The sequence below is a fragment of the Mesorhizobium sp. BR1-1-16 genome, assembly GCF_020165495.1.
In the GTDB taxonomy this organism is placed as follows: domain Bacteria; phylum Pseudomonadota; class Alphaproteobacteria; order Rhizobiales; family Kaistiaceae; genus Kaistia.
In genome coordinates this window covers 69,813-88,098 of the sequence record NZ_JAIUIE010000012.1, presented here as the reverse complement: position 1 = coordinate 88,098, position 18,286 = coordinate 69,813, and the positions used below count along the sequence as shown (strand labels likewise).

Genomic DNA, 18,286 nt, shown 5'->3' with positions numbered 1-18,286 from the left:
GCGGAGGAAACATCCATGACGAACACACGTGCATTGCGGCTCGGCCTTCTCGCCGGCGCCGCGCTTCTCGCCTCGGTCGCGGGGTCCTGGGCACAGGGCACCTATACGATCGGCGTTTCCAATACAGTGCAGGGCAATGGCTGGCGCGAGGAGATGATCTGCGCGATCAAGGCCGAGGCGCTCGCCTCCGGCAAGGTCGCGAAGCTCAATATCGCTCATCGCAATACGGACGCCGCCGGACAGTCCGAGGACATCCGCAATCTCATCAGCGCCGGCGTCAATGCGATTGTCGTCAATCCGGCCGATCCCTCGGGCATCAATGCGGCCCTCAAGGAAGCGACCGACAAGGGCATCGTCGTCGTTGCGGTCGACCAGGCGGTGACCGAGCCCTCGGCCTATGTCGTCTCGAACAACCAGGAGCAATACGCCTATCTCGGCGCCAAATGGCTGTTCCAGCAGATCGGCGGCAAGGGCGATGTCGTCTATATGCGCGGCGCCGCCGGTGCTTCGGCTGACAGCGACCGCGACAAGGGCTTCAAGAAGGCGCTGGCCGAATTCCCCGACGTCAAGGTTGTGCAGGAGGTCTTCACCGGCTGGCAGCAGGACCAGGGCAAGCAGCAAATCCTCGACTTCATCGCGACCGGAACGCCCTTCAACGGCATCTGGACCTCGGGCATCGACAATGTGATCGTCGATGCGCTCGTGGAATCCCAGACGCCGCTGGTTCCGGTGGTCGGCGCTGACAATGCCGGCTTTGTCGGCCAGCTCAACACGGTGCCGAACTTCACCGGCGCCGCCGTGACCAATCCGGGTTCGATCGGCGCGGCCGGCGTGACGCTGGCCCTGCAGATCCTCGACGGCAAGAAGCCTGCCGAGCAGACCGTGCTGGTCGATCCGCAGCTTTGGGAAAATGCGACCGCGGAAGGCAAGGCCAAGCTCAAGGCCGCCGCCGATCCCTCGCTGTCGCCGGAATGGCCGGTCTCGATCTCGATCCCTGGATGGACCGACTACACCAAGGAACAGATCGTCGCCTGCAAGGGTCCGGGCGAGTAGGGCGGCCGGACACCAAGCGTGGGGCGTCGGTTCGCCGACGCTCCACGCCCTTCGTTTCGATTCGATCAGCAAGAGTGACGGCAAGCGCGTGACGACCGATCCGATCCTCATTGCAAGGGGCGTCGCCAAGCATTATGGCGCCGTCGCGGCGCTGCGCGATGCTGCTCTCTCGGTCCTTCCCGGCGAGGTGCATGCGCTGATGGGCGCCAATGGCGCCGGCAAGTCGACGCTGGTCAAGATCCTGACCGGGGCGGTGCGGCCGAGCGCGGGCAGCATCCTCATCCGCGGCCGTGAGCACACCGTGCGCTCGCCGGCCGAGGCGCGGCGGGCGGGGCTGGTCTCCGTCTATCAGGAGCCGTCGCTGATTCCCGATCTCGACGTGCTGGCCAATCTCCGTCTCACCGATACGCCGCTGGAGCCGTTCCGCACCTTTGTCGAGGAACTCGGCGTCCCGGATCTCGATCTCTCCGAGACCGCGCGCGATATTCCGCTCGCCGTGTTGCGCGTGCTGGACCTTGCCCGCGCGCTCGCAATCGAGCCGGATGTCCTGCTGCTCGACGAAATGACCGCAGCTCTGCCGGCCAATCTTGCCGAGCGGGTGCTCGACGTCGTCAGGCGCCAGAGCCGCAGCGGTCGCTCCGTCATATTCATTTCGCACCGCTTCATCGAAATCCAGGCTCTGTGCGACCGGGCAACGATATTGCGGGATGGCGAGACGGTCGGCGTCGTCGATATCGAGCCCGGCATCGAAGAGCGGATCGTCGAGCTGATGCTGGGCGCTAAGGTTGAGAAGAGCCGGATCAAGGCTGCTGGTATCGGCGCGTCAGCGAAACCGGCGGGACCGGCGCGGCTCGGCGTCCAGCACCTTCAGGTCGGTACCAAGCTCAACGATGTCTCGTTCGATCTCGCCAATGGCGAGGTTGCCGGCGTTGTGGCTCTCGAGGGGCAGGGCCAGGACGAGTTGTTCGGCGTTCTCGCCGGCTCGATCCGGCCAAGCGGCGGGGAGGTTCTGGTCGATGGCGCACGCGTTTCGTTCGCCCATCCCGCCGACGCGATCCGCGCGGGCATCGCCTATGTGCCGGGGGATCGCAGCGAGGCGCTGCTCGGCCATCGCTCGGTGCGCGAGAATATCGCGCTGCCCTTCAGCGCACGGCTCCGCAACTGGGGGCCGATCGACATGCGCCGCGAGCAGCTGACCGTTCTGAAGGCGATCGAGCGGCTGCAGATCGATACCCGTGCGCAGCGCGAGGTCCAGCGGCTCTCGGGCGGCAATCAGCAGAAGGTGACGATCGCCCGCTGGGTGGCGTCTGATGCCCGCACCATCCTCTGTTTCGACCCGACGCGCGGCATCGATGTCGGCACCAAGCGGCAGATCTACCAGTTGATGCGCGAACTCGCGAGCCAAGGGCATTCGGTGCTCTATTACACATCCGAACTCGAGGAGGTGCAGCTCGTCTGCGACCGCGCCATCGTCATCTTTGGAGGCCGTGTCGTCGACATCCTGCCGGTCGAGCTTGCCGACGAAGCCGCGCTGACCCGGGCTGCCTATGGCCTGCCGCGCGAAGCCGCTCCCGTCGCGACTGAGGCGGGCATGCAGGATGGAGCAGGGGCACCGTGACCCGCTTCCTCCGCCGCCGGGGCTGGGTTGCCGGTCTCTTCATCCTGTTCGCGCTGCTCCTCGTGGCGACCAAGATCATCCAGCCGGGCTATGGCGCCGGCGATTTCGTCTCGCTGAGCCGGGCCGTGCTGCCTTATGCCTTCGCGGTGGCGGCGCAGACGGTCGTGGTCATCGCCGGCGGCATCGATCTCTCGGTCGCGGCGATGATGGCGCTGACCAGCGTCACCGCGGCGGCGATGATGAACGGCGCCAGCCCGAGTTATGCCCTTTTCGTCGTGCCCTTCGTCCTGGCGCTCGGCTTCGTGCTCGGGGCCGTCAATGGCATCCTGATCATCGTCACCCGCGTCCCAGACATCGTCGTGACGCTGGCGATGCTGTTCGTGCTGCAGGGCGCGGCGCTGCTGGTGCTGAGCGCGCCGGGTGGTTCCGCCGCCGAATGGCTGAAGGCGCTCGTCGTCGGAACCGTGCCGCTGCCGCTCCTGCCGGACGCGGTCACGGCGTGGTTCCCAAAGGCGCTGCTGCTGCTCGTCGTCTGCCTCGGCATTGTGTGGATTCCGCTGAAGCACTCGAAGCTCGGCCTCTCGCTCTATGCGATCGGCTCCAGCGAGCTCGCCGCGTTCCGTTCCGGCGTCCCAGTGGCGCGGACGCGGATTCTCGCTTATGCCTTTTCCGGCCTTTTCGCCGCGATGGGTGGGTTGACCCTCACGATGAGCACCGGCATCGGCGCGCCAATTCCAGGGCCTTATCTTCTGGCCAGCGTCGCGGCGGTGGTGCTGGGCGGCGTGACGCTTGGCGGCGGGCGCGGCGGGCTGGTCGGCCCCATCGTGGCTGTGTTCGTGCTTCGCCTCGTGCGCACCGACCTGACGCTGATGGCGGTCGATCCCAATGTCACGACCATCGTCGAGGGGGTGATCATGGTTGTCGTGGTGATGCTCGGCGCCTTCCTTGCCATGAAGGGACGCTCGCCATGAGCAACACTGTCCTTCCCGATTCATCGCCATTGCCAGGCCGCAGGCTCAAGCGGCTGATGAGCGACTATCCGCTCGTCCCGCTCATCCTGCTGCTGGTCCTGCTCGTTGCCGTGCTGCAGGCGATGCGTCCCGGCATCGTTAACCCGGCCTGGATCGCCACGACGATCAAATTCGCCATTCCTCTCGCGATCCTGGCCGGCTGCCAAACCATGGTGATGCTGACGGGAGGCATCGATCTCTCGGTCGGCACCGTCGCGACCATGGCGGCCTTCATCGTCGCGACGCAGGGCGTGCACCACGATCCCGGCGTTGCGATCGCGATCGCGCTGGTGCCGGCGCTCCTGATCGGTCTCTTCAATGGCATCGGAATCGGTGTCTTCCGCGTCCATCCCCTCATCATGACGCTCGGCACCGGCCTTATCGGCACGGGTTTCCTGCAGGTCTATCAGCGCACAGTGATCTCGACGGGAACCGCTGTCCCGCCCAGCCTTGCCTGGCTTGGAACGGGACTGAGCTATGGCGTGCCGAACGCGCTGCTGCTGTTCGTGCCTGTCGCGGCCTTCATTCTCTTTCTCCTCAACAGGACGGGCTTTGGGCGCCTGCTCTATGCCGTTGGCGACAATGAGCATGCGGCGCGGCTTTCGGGCGTGCGCTATTGGCAGGTCATCCTGACGCTCTACGTGCTCTCGGCCCTGCTCGCGGGCATAGCCGGACTGCTTTATATCGGCCTGATCAAGTCCGCATCGCTGTCGCTCGCCGAACCGCTCGTGCTGCCATCGGTGGCGGCAGCCGTGATCGGCGGAACGTCGATCTTCGGCGGACGCGGCGGCTATACCGGCACGATCATCGGTGCGCTCATCCTGCGGGTGCTGATTACGCTGCTCACGGTGATGCAGATCGCCGAAGGCGCGCGTCAGATCCTGTTCGGGCTGATCGTGCTCCTGGTGACGGCGGCCTATCTGCGCATCATCGAAGACCGTTGAGCCTGATGGTCGCGGGGAGGACATACATGGAGGGACAGAAGGGACGGCCCTGGCAGGTCGTCGGTATCAATTTCGATCACATGCATATGGGCGATCTTCTGCGCGAGGTGCATGAGCATCCCGACGCCGAGATTGCCGCGATCTGCGATGCGAAGCCCGAGCGGATGACCAGCGCGATCGAGGCCTTTGGCATCGACCGCCGGACAGTTTTCACCGACGTTGCCGCCTGCCTCACAGCGATCAGGCCAGACCTCGTCATCCTCTGTCCCGCCACCGCCGATCATGCGAGAGCGGTCGAAGAGGTTGCGCCCTATGGCGCCGATATTCTGATCGAGAAGCCCTTCGCCGCCTCGCTCGCCGACGCCGACCGCATGATCGCGGCGACGAAGGCGGCGGGCGTCAGGTTGGCCATCAACTGGCCGCTCGCCTGGTATCCGCCGCATGTCACCGCGAAGCGCCTGATCGACGAGGGCGCCATCGGCGATGTCCTCGAAGTTCATTTCTACGACGGTAATCGGGGTCCGCTCTATCACCTCGCCGACAAGGTCGAGGTGTCCGACGAAGAGGTCATCCGGCAGAAGCCGGGTTCGTGGTGGTACAAGCGCGCCAGTGGCGGCGGCAGCCTGCTCGATTATCTAGGCTATGGGGCGACGCTCGGCACCTGGTTCATGAACGGCCGGGCGCCGCTGACGGTCACCAGCACGGTCGATCGGCCCGCCGGGCTGGAGGTCGACGAGCATTCGATCACCGTCCTTCGCTACGATACCGGGCTCTCCAAGCTGGAGACGCGCTGGGGCACGTTCACCGATCCATGGACGTTGCAGCCGCAGCCGAAATGCGGCTTCGTCATCGTCGGCAGCGAGGGAACGCTGTCGAGCTATGATTTCGAGCACCACGTCCATCTGCAGACGCGTCAGCATCCTGTCATTCATCCAATGCCGGTGCATGATCTCGTCGCGCCGCATCGAAAGCCGGTCGAATATGTCCTCTCGCGCTGGAACGAGGGGCTCGACGTCGAGGGACCGCTGTCGCCCGAGCTCAGCCGCATCGGCCAGCGCATCGTCGATACGGCCCGCCGCTCGGCCGACGAGGGGCGGACGCTGGACCTGCTGCCATGAGCGCGGATGAGCTGCCGGCTGCGGAGGCCTACGCGCTCGTGGCGCCTGAGGCTGCCGAGATCGCGGCGCCGGCGCTCGACTATCGGCCGCCGATGCCGGCAGACCGCTCGATCCCGATCGGGCTGATCGGCGCCGGGGGCATTTCGTTCGCCCATCTCGAAGCCTATCGCCGCTATGGCCTCAATGTCGTCGCGATCGCCGATCGTCATCTCGACCGGGCCATGCTGCGGCGCGACCAGCATTTTCCCGAGGCACTGGCGACCGACCGGGTCGAGGACCTCATCGGCAACAGCGCCATCGCCGTGCTCGACATGACGCTGCATCCGGAAGGACGGGCGCCGTTGATGCGGCGTGCGCTGGAGGCCGGGCAACATGTGCTGTCGCAGAAGCCCTTCGTGAGCAGTCTCGCGGTCGGCGCCGAACTTGCGGATCTCGCAGAGGCACGCGGGCTGCAGCTTGCCGTGAACCAGAATGGCCGTTTCGCGCCTCATATGGCCTGGATGCGCGCAGCCGTCGAGGCAGGCCATGTCGGAGACGTCATCGGCGTGCACGTCTCGATCCAGTGGGATCATGGCTGGATCGCCGGCACGCCATTCGAACAGATGGACCAGCTGATCCTTGAGGATTTCGGGATCCACTGGTTCGATTTCCTTGTTTCCATCATTGGAGATCGGGCGACGTCCGTCGCCGCGCGGTCGGCGATGGCAGCGGGGCAATCGGCACGGGCACCGCTGCTCGCCGAGGCCCTTGTGGCCTTCGAGGGCGGCCACGCCTCGCTGGTTTTCGATGGCGCGACTCGGTTTGGCGCGAAAGACGAGACGGTGATCATCGGCACAAAGGGAACCTTGCGGAGCTCGGGCCCCGACCTTGGCCGCCAGCAGGTCAGCCTCTTCACCGAAGCCGGCGTCGCGCGGCCGATGCTGGAGGGGACATGGTTCAATGACGGTTTCGCAGGCGCGATGGGCGCGCTGCTCGTCGCGATCGAGACGGGACAACCGCCGGTTCATGCGGCGCGCGGCAATCTCCGCTCCCTTCGGCTCGGCCGCGCGGCGATCGAGAGCGCGCGGAAGGGCGGTGTTCGGGTTCCGATTGATGGCGGAGGATGACCACGAGCAGCCCGCATGGGCTTGCGCCGGGGCCGCAGCGCTTTAGCTATAGAGCGAGGCGGCATGATCACGTCAGGGTCGCGTCGCCGCCGATGTCAGGGAGCTATCATTGGACCTCGCGCAAACCCTCAAATCCATCGTCTCCATTCACGCGCTGGTGCCCGACGACGCCTTTACGGCCGGTGGGCTCGGAACGGAGCGCGCCGGCAGCGGTGTCGTCATCCGCGATGGGCTCGTCCTGACAATCGGCTATCTGATCACCGAGGCGGATCGGATCTGGCTGCGCAGCTCGGATGGGCGGCTGACGCAGGGGCATGCGCTCGCCTATGATCAGGATACCGGCTTCGGCCTCGTGCAGGCGCTCGGCCGCCTCGATCTCCCGGCGCTTGAGCTCGGCTCTGCCAGCCGCGCCGAGATCGGTGATCCGGTGATCCTGGCTGGCGGCGATGCCGGCCAGTATGTTCGCGCCCAGATCGTCGCGAGGCAGACTTTTGCCGGATATTGGGAATATCTCCTCGAGGATGCGCTGTTCACGGCGCCGGCCCATCCCCTGTGGGGCGGTGCCGGCCTCATCGACGCGAACGGACGGCTGATCGGCATCGGTTCATTGCTGGTCCAGCAGATGGATGAGGACGGCCAGGCGCGCGACGCCAATATGGTGGTGCCGATCGATCTGTTGCCGCCGATCCTCGATGATCTGCTCTCCTATGGTCAGGTGCAGCGTCCGCCGCGGCCGTGGCTCGGCCTGTTCTCTGCCGAGCATGAGGGCGGCATCGTTGTCGTCAGCCTCGCCGATGACGGCCCGGCCGCGATTGCGGGCGTGAGACCGGGCGACGTCATCGCCGGCATTGCCGGCCGCGACGTCGAGAGGCTTACCGATTTCTATCGCATGCTGTGGAGCAGCGGGCCCGCGGGCGCCGAGATCGATCTCAACCTCGTGCGCGAGGGCCGGCCCGTTTCCGTGCGGGTCAAGTCCGCCAACCGCGCAGATTTCCTCAAGAAGCCGCGCCTCCACTGACGCTGCGCGGGCGGCCATGGGCTCCGACCGCGCAGCGCCGTCGACCGACACGCTCACGGCCGCCATCCATCCGCATCGGACCGTGCATCCGCGCCGCGCTCGGCATGGCGGAGGACTGAGGCGGCAAGGGAACGCGGCATCCATTCGCGGCCCCGTTCATTGGGAAGGCACCCTTCCCATTATCTCCAAGGTCCCGTGGTTCGCATTCTCACCTACAATGTCCATAGCTGCATCGGCACCGACGGGCAGCTTTCGCCGGAGCGCATCGCGGCCGTCATCGTGGAAAGCGCACCGGATATCGTGTTGCTGCAGGAGGTCGATGTCGGGCGTGTCAGGACCGGCGGGCTCGACCAGGCGCACGAGATCGCGCATGCGCTCGACATGCGCCGCCACTTTCACCCTGCGCTCAGCCTTGCCGAGGAGCACTATGGCGACGCCATCCTGACGCGGCTGCCGATGAGCCTCGTCAAGGCGGGTGCCCTCCGCGCTCCGCGACGCTTCGCCGGGGAGCCGCGCGGGGCGATGCGCGTCGTCATCGGTGGCGATGGATTTTCCCTCACCGTCTTCAACACGCATCTCGGCCTGCTGCCGCATGAACAGGCGCCGCAAGTCAGCGACCTGCTCGGGCCGGCCTGGGCTGGCGATCCGGCGCTCGCGGGCCCCGCGATCCTTGGTGGTGACTTCAACACCTTTCCCGCCTCATCCACCTTTCGCCGCATCGCCGCGGGCTGGACCAACGCCTATCGCCGCGAGCCAGCCCGGGGGCGCGGCGCCACCTTTCCGAGCCGACGACCCTGGCTCCGTCTCGATCATCTCTGGTTTCGCGGCCCGCTCCGCGTGACGGATGCCTTTGTCGCGGACTCGCCGCTGGCCCGCCTTGCCTCCGATCACCTGCCGCTGGTTGCCGATTTCGAGTTCGCCGGCTGACACCGTGTCGCGGTGCGGAACGGCTGCCCCGCTCCGCCGTTCGTCCCAAAAGGGCGAATGCGTGACCAGCACCGGCTTTCCGACCATCGACGATCACAAGAGCACGGCCGCGCATCCCGGCCGCGCGACAACCCTCTGGCGCCGGTGGAAGCCGTGGCTCGGCCGTGGCTTCTGGCTCGTCGGTCTCTGCCTTGCCGGCGTTCTGATCTGGCTGGCGCTACGCCAGTACAGCCTTTCCGAGATTGGCCGCGCGATCACAGCGGTTCCCACCACGAGCATTCTGCTGGCGCTTGGCTTCGCGGCGGCAAGCTATACCTGCCTCACGCTCTCGGACGTGATCTCGCTGCGCTATGTTGGCCATCGCCTGCCTTATCGGGCGGTCGCGCTCGCCTCTTTCGTCAGCCTGTCGATCGGGCATAGCGTTGGGTTGTCCGGCCTTAGCAGCGGCGCCATCCGCTACCGCTTCTATCGACGGCGCGGCGTTCACCTGGCCGAATTGGCCAGGCTGACATTGATGTGCGGTATGACGGTTCTCCTGGGACTGGTCGCGCTCGCCATCGCGCCACTGGCATCGCGCCCCGAACTGACGACCCGTCTCCTTGGCAGCGCGGGGCTCGGCTATGGTCTCGCCTCAGTCGGCCTTGCATTGGTACTCGGCTACTGGCTGCTCGCATGGCGGCGTACCGGCCCGCTCAAGGTGTGGCGCTGGCAGGTTGAAGTGCCGTCGATCGGCATGGCCGTCGGGCAGACCGCGGTTGGCGCGGTCAATTTCGCTCTGGTCTCCGCCTGCCTCTACGCGCTGGTGCGAACCGCGGGGCCTATATCCTATCTCGATCTCGTCGCGATCTTCGTCATCGCCAATGTCGCGACGCTCGTCTCGCATGTGCCGGGCGGCGTCGGGGTGATCGAGAGCATCGTCATCCTGCTGCTGCCGGGCGAAGCCGTGGTCGGCCCCGTGCTGCTGTTCCGGTTCGTCTATTTCCTGTTGCCGCTCGTCATCGGATGCGTGATGCTCGCGGGCTCGGAATGGCACGCCAGGCGCCGGGGTGCCGCCGATAGGGACGGAAGCGCAGCAGCCAGCCCGGCTCGAACGGCGCCTCGGGATCGAGAAAGCGCGTCCCGGCCACGAAATGCGCCGGGCCGGGCGTTGCCGGAAACGCCCTGAGGCCGCGCGGCTGCTGATTGAGTGTCTCGATCGTCCGGATCAACGAGCCGGTCTCAGCCAGTGTATCCGCCACGATTTCCGGCGTCGCATCGACATGCTCGGCGACGAGCCGATTGCGGAAGCTCGCGATGGTCGCTCGCGCCGCCTCGTCCGATGCTTCCACCGCGAGGTCGCATTCCGTGTCGAGGCCGACCGACCGATTGTTCAGATTGGCCGAGCCGATGCGCAGCAGGCGGTCGTCGGCGATGATCAGCTTCGAATGGATATGAATCGCGACCTCCCCGGCTTCCGAGGGCACGACGGGGTAGTAGATGCGGAGGCGGCCATGGCGATCGGCTCGGCGCAGCGCGCGGATCATCCGGGCGCCGTTCTCGCCCATGACGATCCGCTCGACCAGAGCCTCGGACATCTTGTTGAGGATGATGACGATTTCCGGACCATCGGGTCGGCGCAGCACCTTGCGCAATGCAGCGCGGACATACCGCGCCGTCACATATTGCGCCTCGATATAGAGATGGCGCTGCGCCGACATCAGCATGTCCTGGATCAGCGCCTTGCTCTCGAGCGCCGGGGGGCGCGACTTCCAGCGGGGCAGGGTGCGGGCGATCGCGATGCCCGCGCCGGCAAACTCGACCGGCAAGCCTGTCGGCCAGGGCGAGGCGCCGTCTGCGGCATGCGGAGCCGATGGCGGGACCGGCGTGGCGGTCGCGATCGCCCAGCGTTCACGCGCCACCGCTCCGAGCGATGCGGCCGCCTGACCCGTCACTGCCATCTGGACATCATGCACCGGTTCGCTGGGCGTTCCATCTGGCTTCGCCCGCAGCGGCTCGTGCGCATGATGGCAACGGGTGTCGCCACGCCCGCCTGTCAGGTCGATGCCGCCGGCGAAAGCGAGGCTGTCGTCGATGACGACGATCTTCTGGTGATGGGCGGCATAGATCGGATGCTGCGTGTCGAGCTTCACCGTGATGCGCCGATGCTCCTGCCACGGCTCGCCGAAGAGCAGCGGCATGACGGGGCTCGGCGCATGGACGAGGGCAAGGCTCCAGACAAGCACACGGATCTCAAGTTGCGGATTGGTCTCGACGCAGTCGCGCAGGAGCGGGCCGAGCGGCAGCGCGTCCGGATCATCGCTGAGGCGGATCGAGCCGTCGAAATCCCAGCCGATGATCCAGATCGAACGGCGCGCCTGCCTCAGCGCATCCTCGAGATGTCGAAAATAGGCCGCGCCGTCGATGATAGTCGCGGCGCGCGGCGACTGGTCTATCCGCCAGCAGTTGACCCCTGGCCTGAGAAGGGGCGAAGCGGTGTCGCGGGACCGTGCGGACCCGGAGCGCCAATGGTCGATATACAAGGCTTGCCTCACGCGGGCTGGTCCGGCCGGAGGGACGGATCGCGCAGGCGCAACGCGCGAGACTGCCGTCAGTTCAATCCTGCCCCGTCACGCCATCGCCGATCATCGCGTCGGCCTCGGCCGCAAAGTCCCCCACGAGCCCTGCGAGATCGGTGTCGACAAGCGCTGCGACCTCGTTTGCTGTGACCCAGCGGCGTTGCCGCCAGCTCGATTCAGGCCATCGCGCCGCCTCGTCATTGACCGCGAGCGGATAGACGAGGATATGCTCGGTCGCGCCGTTCTTCTCGTGATCGAACCCGCCATAAGGCAGTTCGTCGATGTTGCCACGCACGCCGCCTTCCTCCCAGGCTTCGCGCGCCGCTGCCTCGAACGGCGCCTCCGAGGGGAGCATGCGGCCCTTGGGTAGCACCCAGCGTCCAGCCGACGTCGTCACGAGGAGAACCTCGACATGCGGCGCGCGGATCCGATAGGGCAGGGCGCAGCAGGTGCGCGGAGCGGCCTCGTCAAGCATTGCCGGCCCATCGTCCTTCCGCGCCACCGGGCACGACGACCTCGACGGCGTATCCCTCGGCCATCGCGTGACCGGCCGTGCTGACGGCAGCCTCGAAGGCAGCTTCCTTGGTGACATAGGGTCCGGTCACGTCCTCGTCGTGGCGCACGACGAAATGATCGTCCTTGGCGACAACCTCGTAGCGGGCAAGCGGCATGGTGATCTCCTGATGCCAGCAGTTTTCGAGGAGGCAACTTTTGCCGCTGGCGGCGGTTCCGATGCGGAACGTCCAGCCGCCCGGCTTGTTGCTCCAGTGGTTGCCGGCATCATCGGCGGCCAGCTCAGCTGGAGACAGAATTCATGCGCACGGGATCGGGCTTTTTCGCAGTGGCCGGCCTTTCGGTCCTCATCACATGCTCGGCAGCCGTGGCAGCCGAGCCGATCACGCCTCAGGCTTTTGTCCATGATGCGGGCGTCGCTGGCGTCTATGAGATCCAGGCGGCCGGGATCGCCATGTCGAATGCGACGCGGGACGACATCCGCGCCTTCGCGACCGAGATGGTGAAGGATCACACGGCGATCGCCGCCGCGCTCAAGGCGAGCGCCGGTTCCGTCGCCGTTCCGGCGACGGTTGACAAGGCGGGCCAGGCCAAGCTCGATGCGCTGACCGCGGCTTCGGGACGTGCGTTCGATGAGCTCTATGTCGACCAGCAGGTCGCCGCCCATGATGGCGCGGTTACGCTGTTCTCTCAGTTCGCCGACTCGGCGCCGGACGGCACGTTGCAGGACTTCGCCGAAAAGACCCTTCCGGTGCTCAAGCATCACCGGGAGATGGTCGATACGCTGAAGGCCGAGCTCAAATAGAGCGGGCGCCGGGCGATGGCGCAGCGAAATTGTGCCGTGCCAAGAATTGCGGCTTTCCTCGTCCGAGGGCTTCTCGAATCCGTGCCGATCCGATAGGCAGGGGTGGCCATCAGGGGAGAGAGCGATGACAACTGCAGCGACATTGATCGTGATTGGCCGGGTCATTCTCGGCCTTTTCTTCGTCATCGCCGGTATCCGCAATTTCATGCACTTCTCCGACCGCTGCGCGATGCAGACGAATTACGGCTTCAAGCTGCCGGCCGCGGCGACGGCCCTTGGTTTCGCCGTTCAGCTTATCGGCGGGTTGGCGGTGCTCGCTGGCGTCTTCACCGTCTGGGGCGCGATCGGGCTGATCCTGTTCCTGATTGCCGCAACGGCCTTCTTCCATAATTTCGCGCTTTTCCGGGGCGAGGCGCAGCAGCCGCATCTTTATTTCACGCTCGTGAATTGCGCCCTTGTCGGCTATTGCCTGATGGTCATCGCGACGGCTGTCTGAGCGGCCGTCCCACCATCCGAAGCGGGCTTGGCTGATCGGGCGCGTTTGGCTGCCCGCCTCGACGCGTCACCGCCCCCAGGTGGTGACGGTTCATCATTCGCCGACGGTCATTGCCGGGCCTGACCCGGCAATCCAGCCTTTCGGCCGTCATCGCCATAGCGCCGATCGAGTCCAAATTGCCGGGTCAGGCCCGGCAATGACCGCGCCTTTGCGCTCGGCTTCCCCCGATATCCATCCCAGTCCCTGGCCGGCATAGCGCGCGATACGCAACGCCGTTGACAGACGTCTTTCATGCAGTAGTATATTAGTACTGTAAGGCGCAAGGATAAGCGGCGGAGCATGGCGGGTATCGAGCAGAGTGTGGTCCGGCCACGATCGACAGCTCTCAATGTCTATGAGCTGCTACGTGGCGAGATCGTGCTCGGCATCCTGAAGCCGCTGCAGCCCATCCGTGAGGCGGCAATTTCCGAGCGACTGTCGATCTCACGCACACCGGTGCGCGAGGCGCTGCTGCGTCTCGCCAATCTCGGGCTTGTCGACATCTATCCGCAGAGCGGGACTGTCGTGGCGCCGATCCGCGTTGCCAAGGTTCGGGCCGCGCAACTGATCCGAGAGGCCGTCGAAGTCGAAGTGGCGCGGCGGGCGACTCGGCTGGCGACGGATGCCGATATCGCCGCCCTCAAATCGATTGTCGAGGAACAGCAGTTCGCCGCCGGACGCCTCGATATCCGCCGCTTCTACGAGCTCGACGAGACCTTCCATCGCCGGATCTTCGCCAGCGCCGACTGTCTCGCGGTGGCCGACGAACTCGAGGATGTGAAGGTTCACCTCAACCGGATGCGGTTCGTGACCGTCAACTGGCCGAACCGCCCGCACACCATCCTCGATGAACATGGCGGCATCGTCTCGGGCATCGCGGCGCGCGACGAGACGGCGGTCGCCGCCGTGATGACGCAGCATCTGAGGACGATCCTGCAGGCGCTGGAGGTGATCGACAAGGGGCAGGGCGATCCCGTGCCTGCGATGTGACGGAGGGGTCGCCGCCGGAGAGGCGGGCTACCGAGCCGACGAAGAGCGGCCGGTCAAGGAGAGGAAGCGGAGGAAGCAATGCCTGACATCAAGACGATCTATGTGTGCAATCATTCGCACACCGATATCGGTTTCACCGACTATCAGGATGTCTGCTTCCGGCAGCATGCGGATTTCGTTCGCCAGGCGCTCGACCTGATCGAGGCGACCGACGACTACCCGGAAGAGGCGCGCTACAGCTGGACCTGCGAGACGACGGGTCCGCTGCTTCGCTATCTGCGCAGTGCGGGTGCAGGTGAAGTCAGCCGCTTCCAGCACTGGCACAAGGCCGGGCGGATCGACGTCGCGGCGATGAACTACAATCTGACGCCGCTGCTCAATATCGAGCAGATGCATCGGAGCCTCTATCCGCTCCGTGCCCTCCGCGACGAATTCGGCCTCACAGTCGAAAGCGCGATGCAGGACGACGTCAACGGCATCTCCTGGCTGTTTGCGGATCTGCTCGCCGAACTCGGCGTCTGGTTCTATTCCGCCGCGATCAATCCCATTCGCGGTGCGCGGCCGAAGCCGTTTCCGGGCGCCTTCTGGTGGCAGGGGCCGAGTGGGCGCGAGGTGCTCGCCTGGAACGGCTATCACTATCTCTTCGGCCGCAGTCAGGCTGGCATCGGCAATTTTGAACTGGTCGACCGGCTGCTGCCCCGCTGGGTAAGCGGCCTCGAAGCCGATCCGACCTATCCCTATGACTTCCTCTATTGCGAGGCGACGCATCCGGTTCGCGTCGACAACGGGCCGCCCGACCGGCGCATGGCGGATTTCGTCAAGCGCTGGAACGAGGAAGATCGCCCCTATCGCATGGCCTTCAAGACGGTCACCGAATTCGGCCACCTGCTCAAGACCATGCATGGCGACGCGCTCGGGACGCAGCGCGGCGACTGGACCGACCACTGGATGGATGGGCCGGGATCGAGCGCCTATGAGACCGGGATCAACCGTCAAGCCCATGAGGTTCTTGGTGCTGCTGAAGCCATCGAAGCGTGGCTGCGCAGCCAGGGGCGGGATCGCTATGATGCCGCCCGCGCGGCACATGACTATGAGCAGGCGATCCTGTTCGACGAGCACACCTGGGGTGCCTATTCCTCGATCGAGGCGCCGGATTCGCTGTTCACCCGGGCGCAATGGAATCGCAAGGCGAGCTTTGCCTACACAGCGGTGATGGAAGGGCACGACCGTCTCGCGGGTGCTGCGCGTGCGCTCGCCGCGCCACTTGGGACACCCGGCCCCGAAGGCATCTTCAATCTCGGCGATCTCGCGCCGGACGAGGCGTTCAAGCCGTCCGGTATTGCGGATGTGCTGGTCATCAACACGCTGCCCTGGGACCGCGACGTGATCGTCGAGGAGCCCGAGCCGCGTGGCGGCGCCGCGCCGGCCGGAATGCTCGACTGCTTCTTCAACCGGCGGAGCGGCTGGGGCGGCGGACGTCCGATCCCGCCGGTCCGGCGCGTCGAGGGGCGCGTCCCGGCCATGGGCTATGCGTTCCTGCCGCTCTCGGCTGCGCCGGCGGGCACCGATCTCAAGGCGGGCGCCGGCTTTATCGAGAACGCGCATTACCGGATCGAGATCGATCCCGAAGGCGGCGGCCTGAAGGCGTTCGTCGACAAGGATCTCGGCCATGATTTCGCCGGCCGCTACGAGGGCTGGCGGCCGGGCGAATATGTCTATGAGGTCGTCGAATCCGAGAAGGGCCGCGATGCGATCGCGAGCTTCGACTTCTCCAATCCCGATTTCTACACCGGGTTCAAGGATACGCCCTGGCGTCGGAGCCGCGCCAGTGCGGTCGTGATCGACGAGCCCGTGGTCGCAAATGGCCGCGCCTCGATCACGGTTCGGATTCAGGCGGAAGGCGTTGCGTCGGCGACGGTGACCTATGCGCTCGACAGCGGGGTCAGGCAACTCGCGGTCGACTGGATGCTCGACAAGCTGGCGCATGAGGCGCCGGAAGCGGTGTTCATCGCATTCCCGTTCAATCTTGGCGCCCCGCGCTTCATGCTCGACATGAACGGCATTCCGGCCGCGCCGAACACTGACCAGCTCGATGGTGCCGCCAAGGATTGGTATCCGGTCCAGCGCTGGGTCGATGTCGGCGATGGCGCGCATGGCGTCACCGTGGTTCCGCTCGACGCGCCGCTGGTGCATCTCGGCGGCATCACCACCGGCAAATGGGCGCGGACGCTCTCGCCTGATGGCCCGACCATCATGTCCTGGGCGCTCAATAATCACTGGATGGTCAACTTCAAGGCGAGTCAGGACGGCCGCATCCCGCTGCGCTATCGCCTGACAACGCATAAGGGCGATGTCGATCCAGCAATGGCGGCCAGGTTCGCCGCTGAGGCTTCGATGCCGCCGGTCGTGCTGCGCGATATCGCTCCGACCGGCCCGCGCACGGGGTCGTTCTACGCAATCGATCCGGCCGCGCCCTTCATCGCGACTGTGAAGCCCGGCGAGACGGCAGGCTGGATCGCGCTGCGGCTTCAGAATCTCGCCAACGCACCGACGCGCGGCATCGTCACTTTCGCCAAGGCGCCGGCCGAGGCGCGGCGCAGCGATCCGATCGAGAATCCGGGCGAGAGGCTTGCCGTGTCCGGTACGACGCTCGCGGTCGATCTCGATCCGCTCGCCATCGCCACCATCCTGGTGCGGTTCGGCGAGGGCTGAGCCGGGAGGGCTCGGAAGACGTGAAGGACCGATCCGGCTCCGCCGGACCGGAATCAGGACTGGACGAGGAGGACGTCGAATGAAGATTCGGAAACTCGGCCTGATGGCCGTGTCTCTGGCCATGCTGGCGACGCCGGCATTGGCGCAGAGCGTTGATTTCTATCACGACAAGGGCAATTGGAACGACGCCTACAAGACGGTGTTGGGGCCGGCCAAGGAGGCGACGGGTGTCGAGGTGACCCCCGTTCCTTATGCCGATACCAGTACCTATCAGGCAGCCGTGCGCGCCGCGTTGCGCACGTCGAGCGCGCCGGGCATTTTTGCCTGGTGGTCCGGCTATCGCATGAAGGACCTCGTCGACGCCAAGCTCGTCACCGACGTCAGCGATGTCTGGAAGAAATACACCGACGCCGGGCTGGTCAGCCCGTCGCTTGCCTCGGCCTTCACCTTTGATGGCAAGATCTACGGCATTCCAAACCTCGTCGCCTACTGGGTCGTTCTCTACAACAAGAAGACTTTCGCCGAGAACGGGCTGACGCCGCCGACGACCTGGGCAGAGTTCGAAAAGATCGCCGCGACGCTGAAGGAAAAGGGCATCACGCCGTTCGGCCAGACCGTCGAAGGCCGTTGGCCGAGCTTCATCTGGTTCCAGGAATTGCTGGTGCGCAGCAATCCGGATTTCTACGCCAAGCTGATGAGCGGCAAGGCGAAATATACCGATCCCGAAGTCACGGCCGTGCTGAAGACCTGGGCCGACTGGATCGGCAAGGGCTACTTCACCGATCCGTCGATCGCGTTCGGAACGTCAGGCTCGAACGCCATGGCCGGGCAATTGGCGCAGGGCAAGCTCGGCATGATCCTTGTCGGCACCTGGTATGCGACGACGATCGTTCAGTCGGGTCTCGACGCCAATGATCTCGGCGCCTTCATCATGCCGAACGAAAAGCCGGACATGCCGAAATCGGTGATCTTCGAGGCTGGGCCGCTGCTCATCGCCTCGGCATCCTCGCAGAAGGCTGATGCCCTCAAGGTGGCGGACTACTGGATGTCGGCCAAGGCACAGCAGGCCTGGGTCGATGCGCAGGACTTCCCGCCGATCAACAAGGACGTCAAGGCGAAGTCGCCTCTGATCGCCGATCTCGTCAAGGAGATCAACGATGGCGGCTACACCTCGATCAACCGGTTCTGGGAGGCGACGCCGCCGGAGATCGCCGAGGCCGCGGTCGATGAACTCGGCAATTTCATGCTGCATCCCGACACGGCCGCGCAGGTCCAGCAGAACCTGCAGGCGCTCGCCGACAAGTATTGGGCGGCTCATCCGCAGTAGTTTCATGGCGCCATCTGGCACCTGAAGCCTCGCGCCGGTCGTCCGGCCGGCGCGA

General features: G+C 65.7%; 16 protein-coding genes and 1 pseudogene. 14 read left to right on the top strand and 3 right to left on the bottom strand.

Annotation, left to right across the window (positions count from 1 at the left end):
* Positions 1-15: 15 nt before the first annotated feature.
* The 9 genes and pseudogenes from LB518_RS20585 to LB518_RS20545 form a co-directional block, all read left to right on the top strand.
* Positions 16-1,053, top strand: coding sequence for an ABC transporter substrate-binding protein (locus tag LB518_RS20585; RefSeq protein WP_224579692.1), 1,038 nt, complete (start codon positions 16-18; stop codon positions 1,051-1,053).
* A gap of 88 nt (positions 1,054-1,141) precedes the next feature.
* Positions 1,142-2,671: a sugar ABC transporter ATP-binding protein gene (locus LB518_RS20580; RefSeq protein ID WP_224579691.1), complete on the top strand. Its 1,530-nt coding sequence runs from the start codon at positions 1,142-1,144 to the stop codon at positions 2,669-2,671.
* Positions 2,668-3,642: an ABC transporter permease gene (locus LB518_RS20575; RefSeq protein WP_224579690.1), complete on the top strand. Its 975-nt coding sequence runs from the start codon at positions 2,668-2,670 to the stop codon at positions 3,640-3,642. Before LB518_RS20580 ends, LB518_RS20575 begins: the two co-directional genes overlap by 4 nt.
* Positions 3,639-4,625 carry an ABC transporter permease gene (locus LB518_RS20570; protein ID WP_224579689.1) on the top strand — a complete coding sequence of 329 codons (987 nt, stop codon included), beginning with the start codon at positions 3,639-3,641 and terminating at the stop codon, positions 4,623-4,625. The genes LB518_RS20575 and LB518_RS20570 overlap by 4 nt, the downstream gene beginning before the upstream one ends.
* Positions 4,626-4,651: 26 nt before the next feature.
* Positions 4,652-5,743, top strand: coding sequence for a Gfo/Idh/MocA family protein (locus LB518_RS20565; RefSeq protein ID WP_224579688.1), 1,092 nt, complete (start codon positions 4,652-4,654; stop codon positions 5,741-5,743).
* Positions 5,740-6,849, top strand: coding sequence for a Gfo/Idh/MocA family protein (locus LB518_RS20560; protein ID WP_224579687.1), 1,110 nt, complete (start codon positions 5,740-5,742; stop codon positions 6,847-6,849). Before LB518_RS20565 ends, LB518_RS20560 begins: the two co-directional genes overlap by 4 nt.
* A 109-nt stretch (positions 6,850-6,958) precedes the next feature.
* Positions 6,959-7,867, top strand: a complete 909-nt coding sequence (locus LB518_RS20555; protein WP_224579686.1) for a S1C family serine protease — start codon at positions 6,959-6,961, stop codon at positions 7,865-7,867.
* Between the two features lie 195 nt (positions 7,868-8,062).
* Complete coding sequence (locus LB518_RS20550; protein ID WP_224579685.1) at positions 8,063-8,794, top strand: endonuclease/exonuclease/phosphatase family protein; 732 nt, start codon at positions 8,063-8,065, stop codon at positions 8,792-8,794.
* Positions 8,712-9,737 (top strand): annotated as a pseudogene (locus LB518_RS20545) (lysylphosphatidylglycerol synthase domain-containing protein); the annotation flags it as partial. The gene LB518_RS20550 and the pseudogene LB518_RS20545, both read left to right, overlap by 83 nt.
* Positions 9,738-9,789: 52 nt before the next feature.
* Here the strand turns inward: LB518_RS20545 and LB518_RS20540 are convergent.
* From LB518_RS20540 to LB518_RS20530, 3 genes are all read right to left on the bottom strand, one after another.
* Positions 9,790-11,325, bottom strand: coding sequence for a phospholipase D-like domain-containing protein (locus LB518_RS20540; RefSeq protein ID WP_353619974.1), 1,536 nt, complete (start codon positions 11,323-11,325; stop codon positions 9,790-9,792).
* 61 nt (positions 11,326-11,386) lie between these two features.
* A complete protein-coding gene (locus tag LB518_RS20535; protein WP_224579683.1) occupies positions 11,387-11,824 on the bottom strand; it encodes an NUDIX hydrolase in 438 nt (145 codons plus the stop codon).
* A complete protein-coding gene (locus tag LB518_RS20530) occupies positions 11,817-12,020 on the bottom strand; it encodes a hypothetical protein (RefSeq protein ID WP_224579682.1) in 204 nt (67 codons plus the stop codon). The genes LB518_RS20535 and LB518_RS20530 overlap by 8 nt, the downstream gene beginning before the upstream one ends.
* Positions 12,021-12,163: 143 nt before the next feature.
* On the opposite strand from LB518_RS20530, the gene LB518_RS20525 reads away from it, so the two are divergent.
* The 5 genes from LB518_RS20525 (at position 12,164) to LB518_RS20505 (ending at position 18,231) form a co-directional block, all read left to right on the top strand.
* Complete coding sequence (locus LB518_RS20525) at positions 12,164-12,667, top strand: DUF4142 domain-containing protein (protein ID WP_224579681.1); 504 nt, start codon at positions 12,164-12,166, stop codon at positions 12,665-12,667.
* A 124-nt stretch (positions 12,668-12,791) separates the two neighbouring features.
* The gene (locus tag LB518_RS20520; protein ID WP_224579680.1) at positions 12,792-13,163 is read left to right on the top strand and encodes a DoxX family protein; all 372 of its coding nucleotides are present in this window, start codon (positions 12,792-12,794) and stop codon (positions 13,161-13,163) included.
* Between the two features lie 339 nt (positions 13,164-13,502).
* The gene (locus tag LB518_RS20515) at positions 13,503-14,192 is read left to right on the top strand and encodes a GntR family transcriptional regulator (RefSeq protein WP_224579679.1); all 690 of its coding nucleotides are present in this window, start codon (positions 13,503-13,505) and stop codon (positions 14,190-14,192) included.
* A 78-nt stretch (positions 14,193-14,270) separates the two neighbouring features.
* Entirely contained in the window at positions 14,271-16,904 is a 2,634-nt protein-coding gene (locus LB518_RS20510) for a glycoside hydrolase family 38 N-terminal domain-containing protein (protein WP_224579678.1), read from the top strand.
* 79 nt (positions 16,905-16,983) lie between these two features.
* Complete coding sequence (locus LB518_RS20505) at positions 16,984-18,231, top strand: ABC transporter substrate-binding protein (RefSeq protein ID WP_224579677.1); 1,248 nt, start codon at positions 16,984-16,986, stop codon at positions 18,229-18,231.
* Positions 18,232-18,286: the final 55 nt, after the last annotated feature.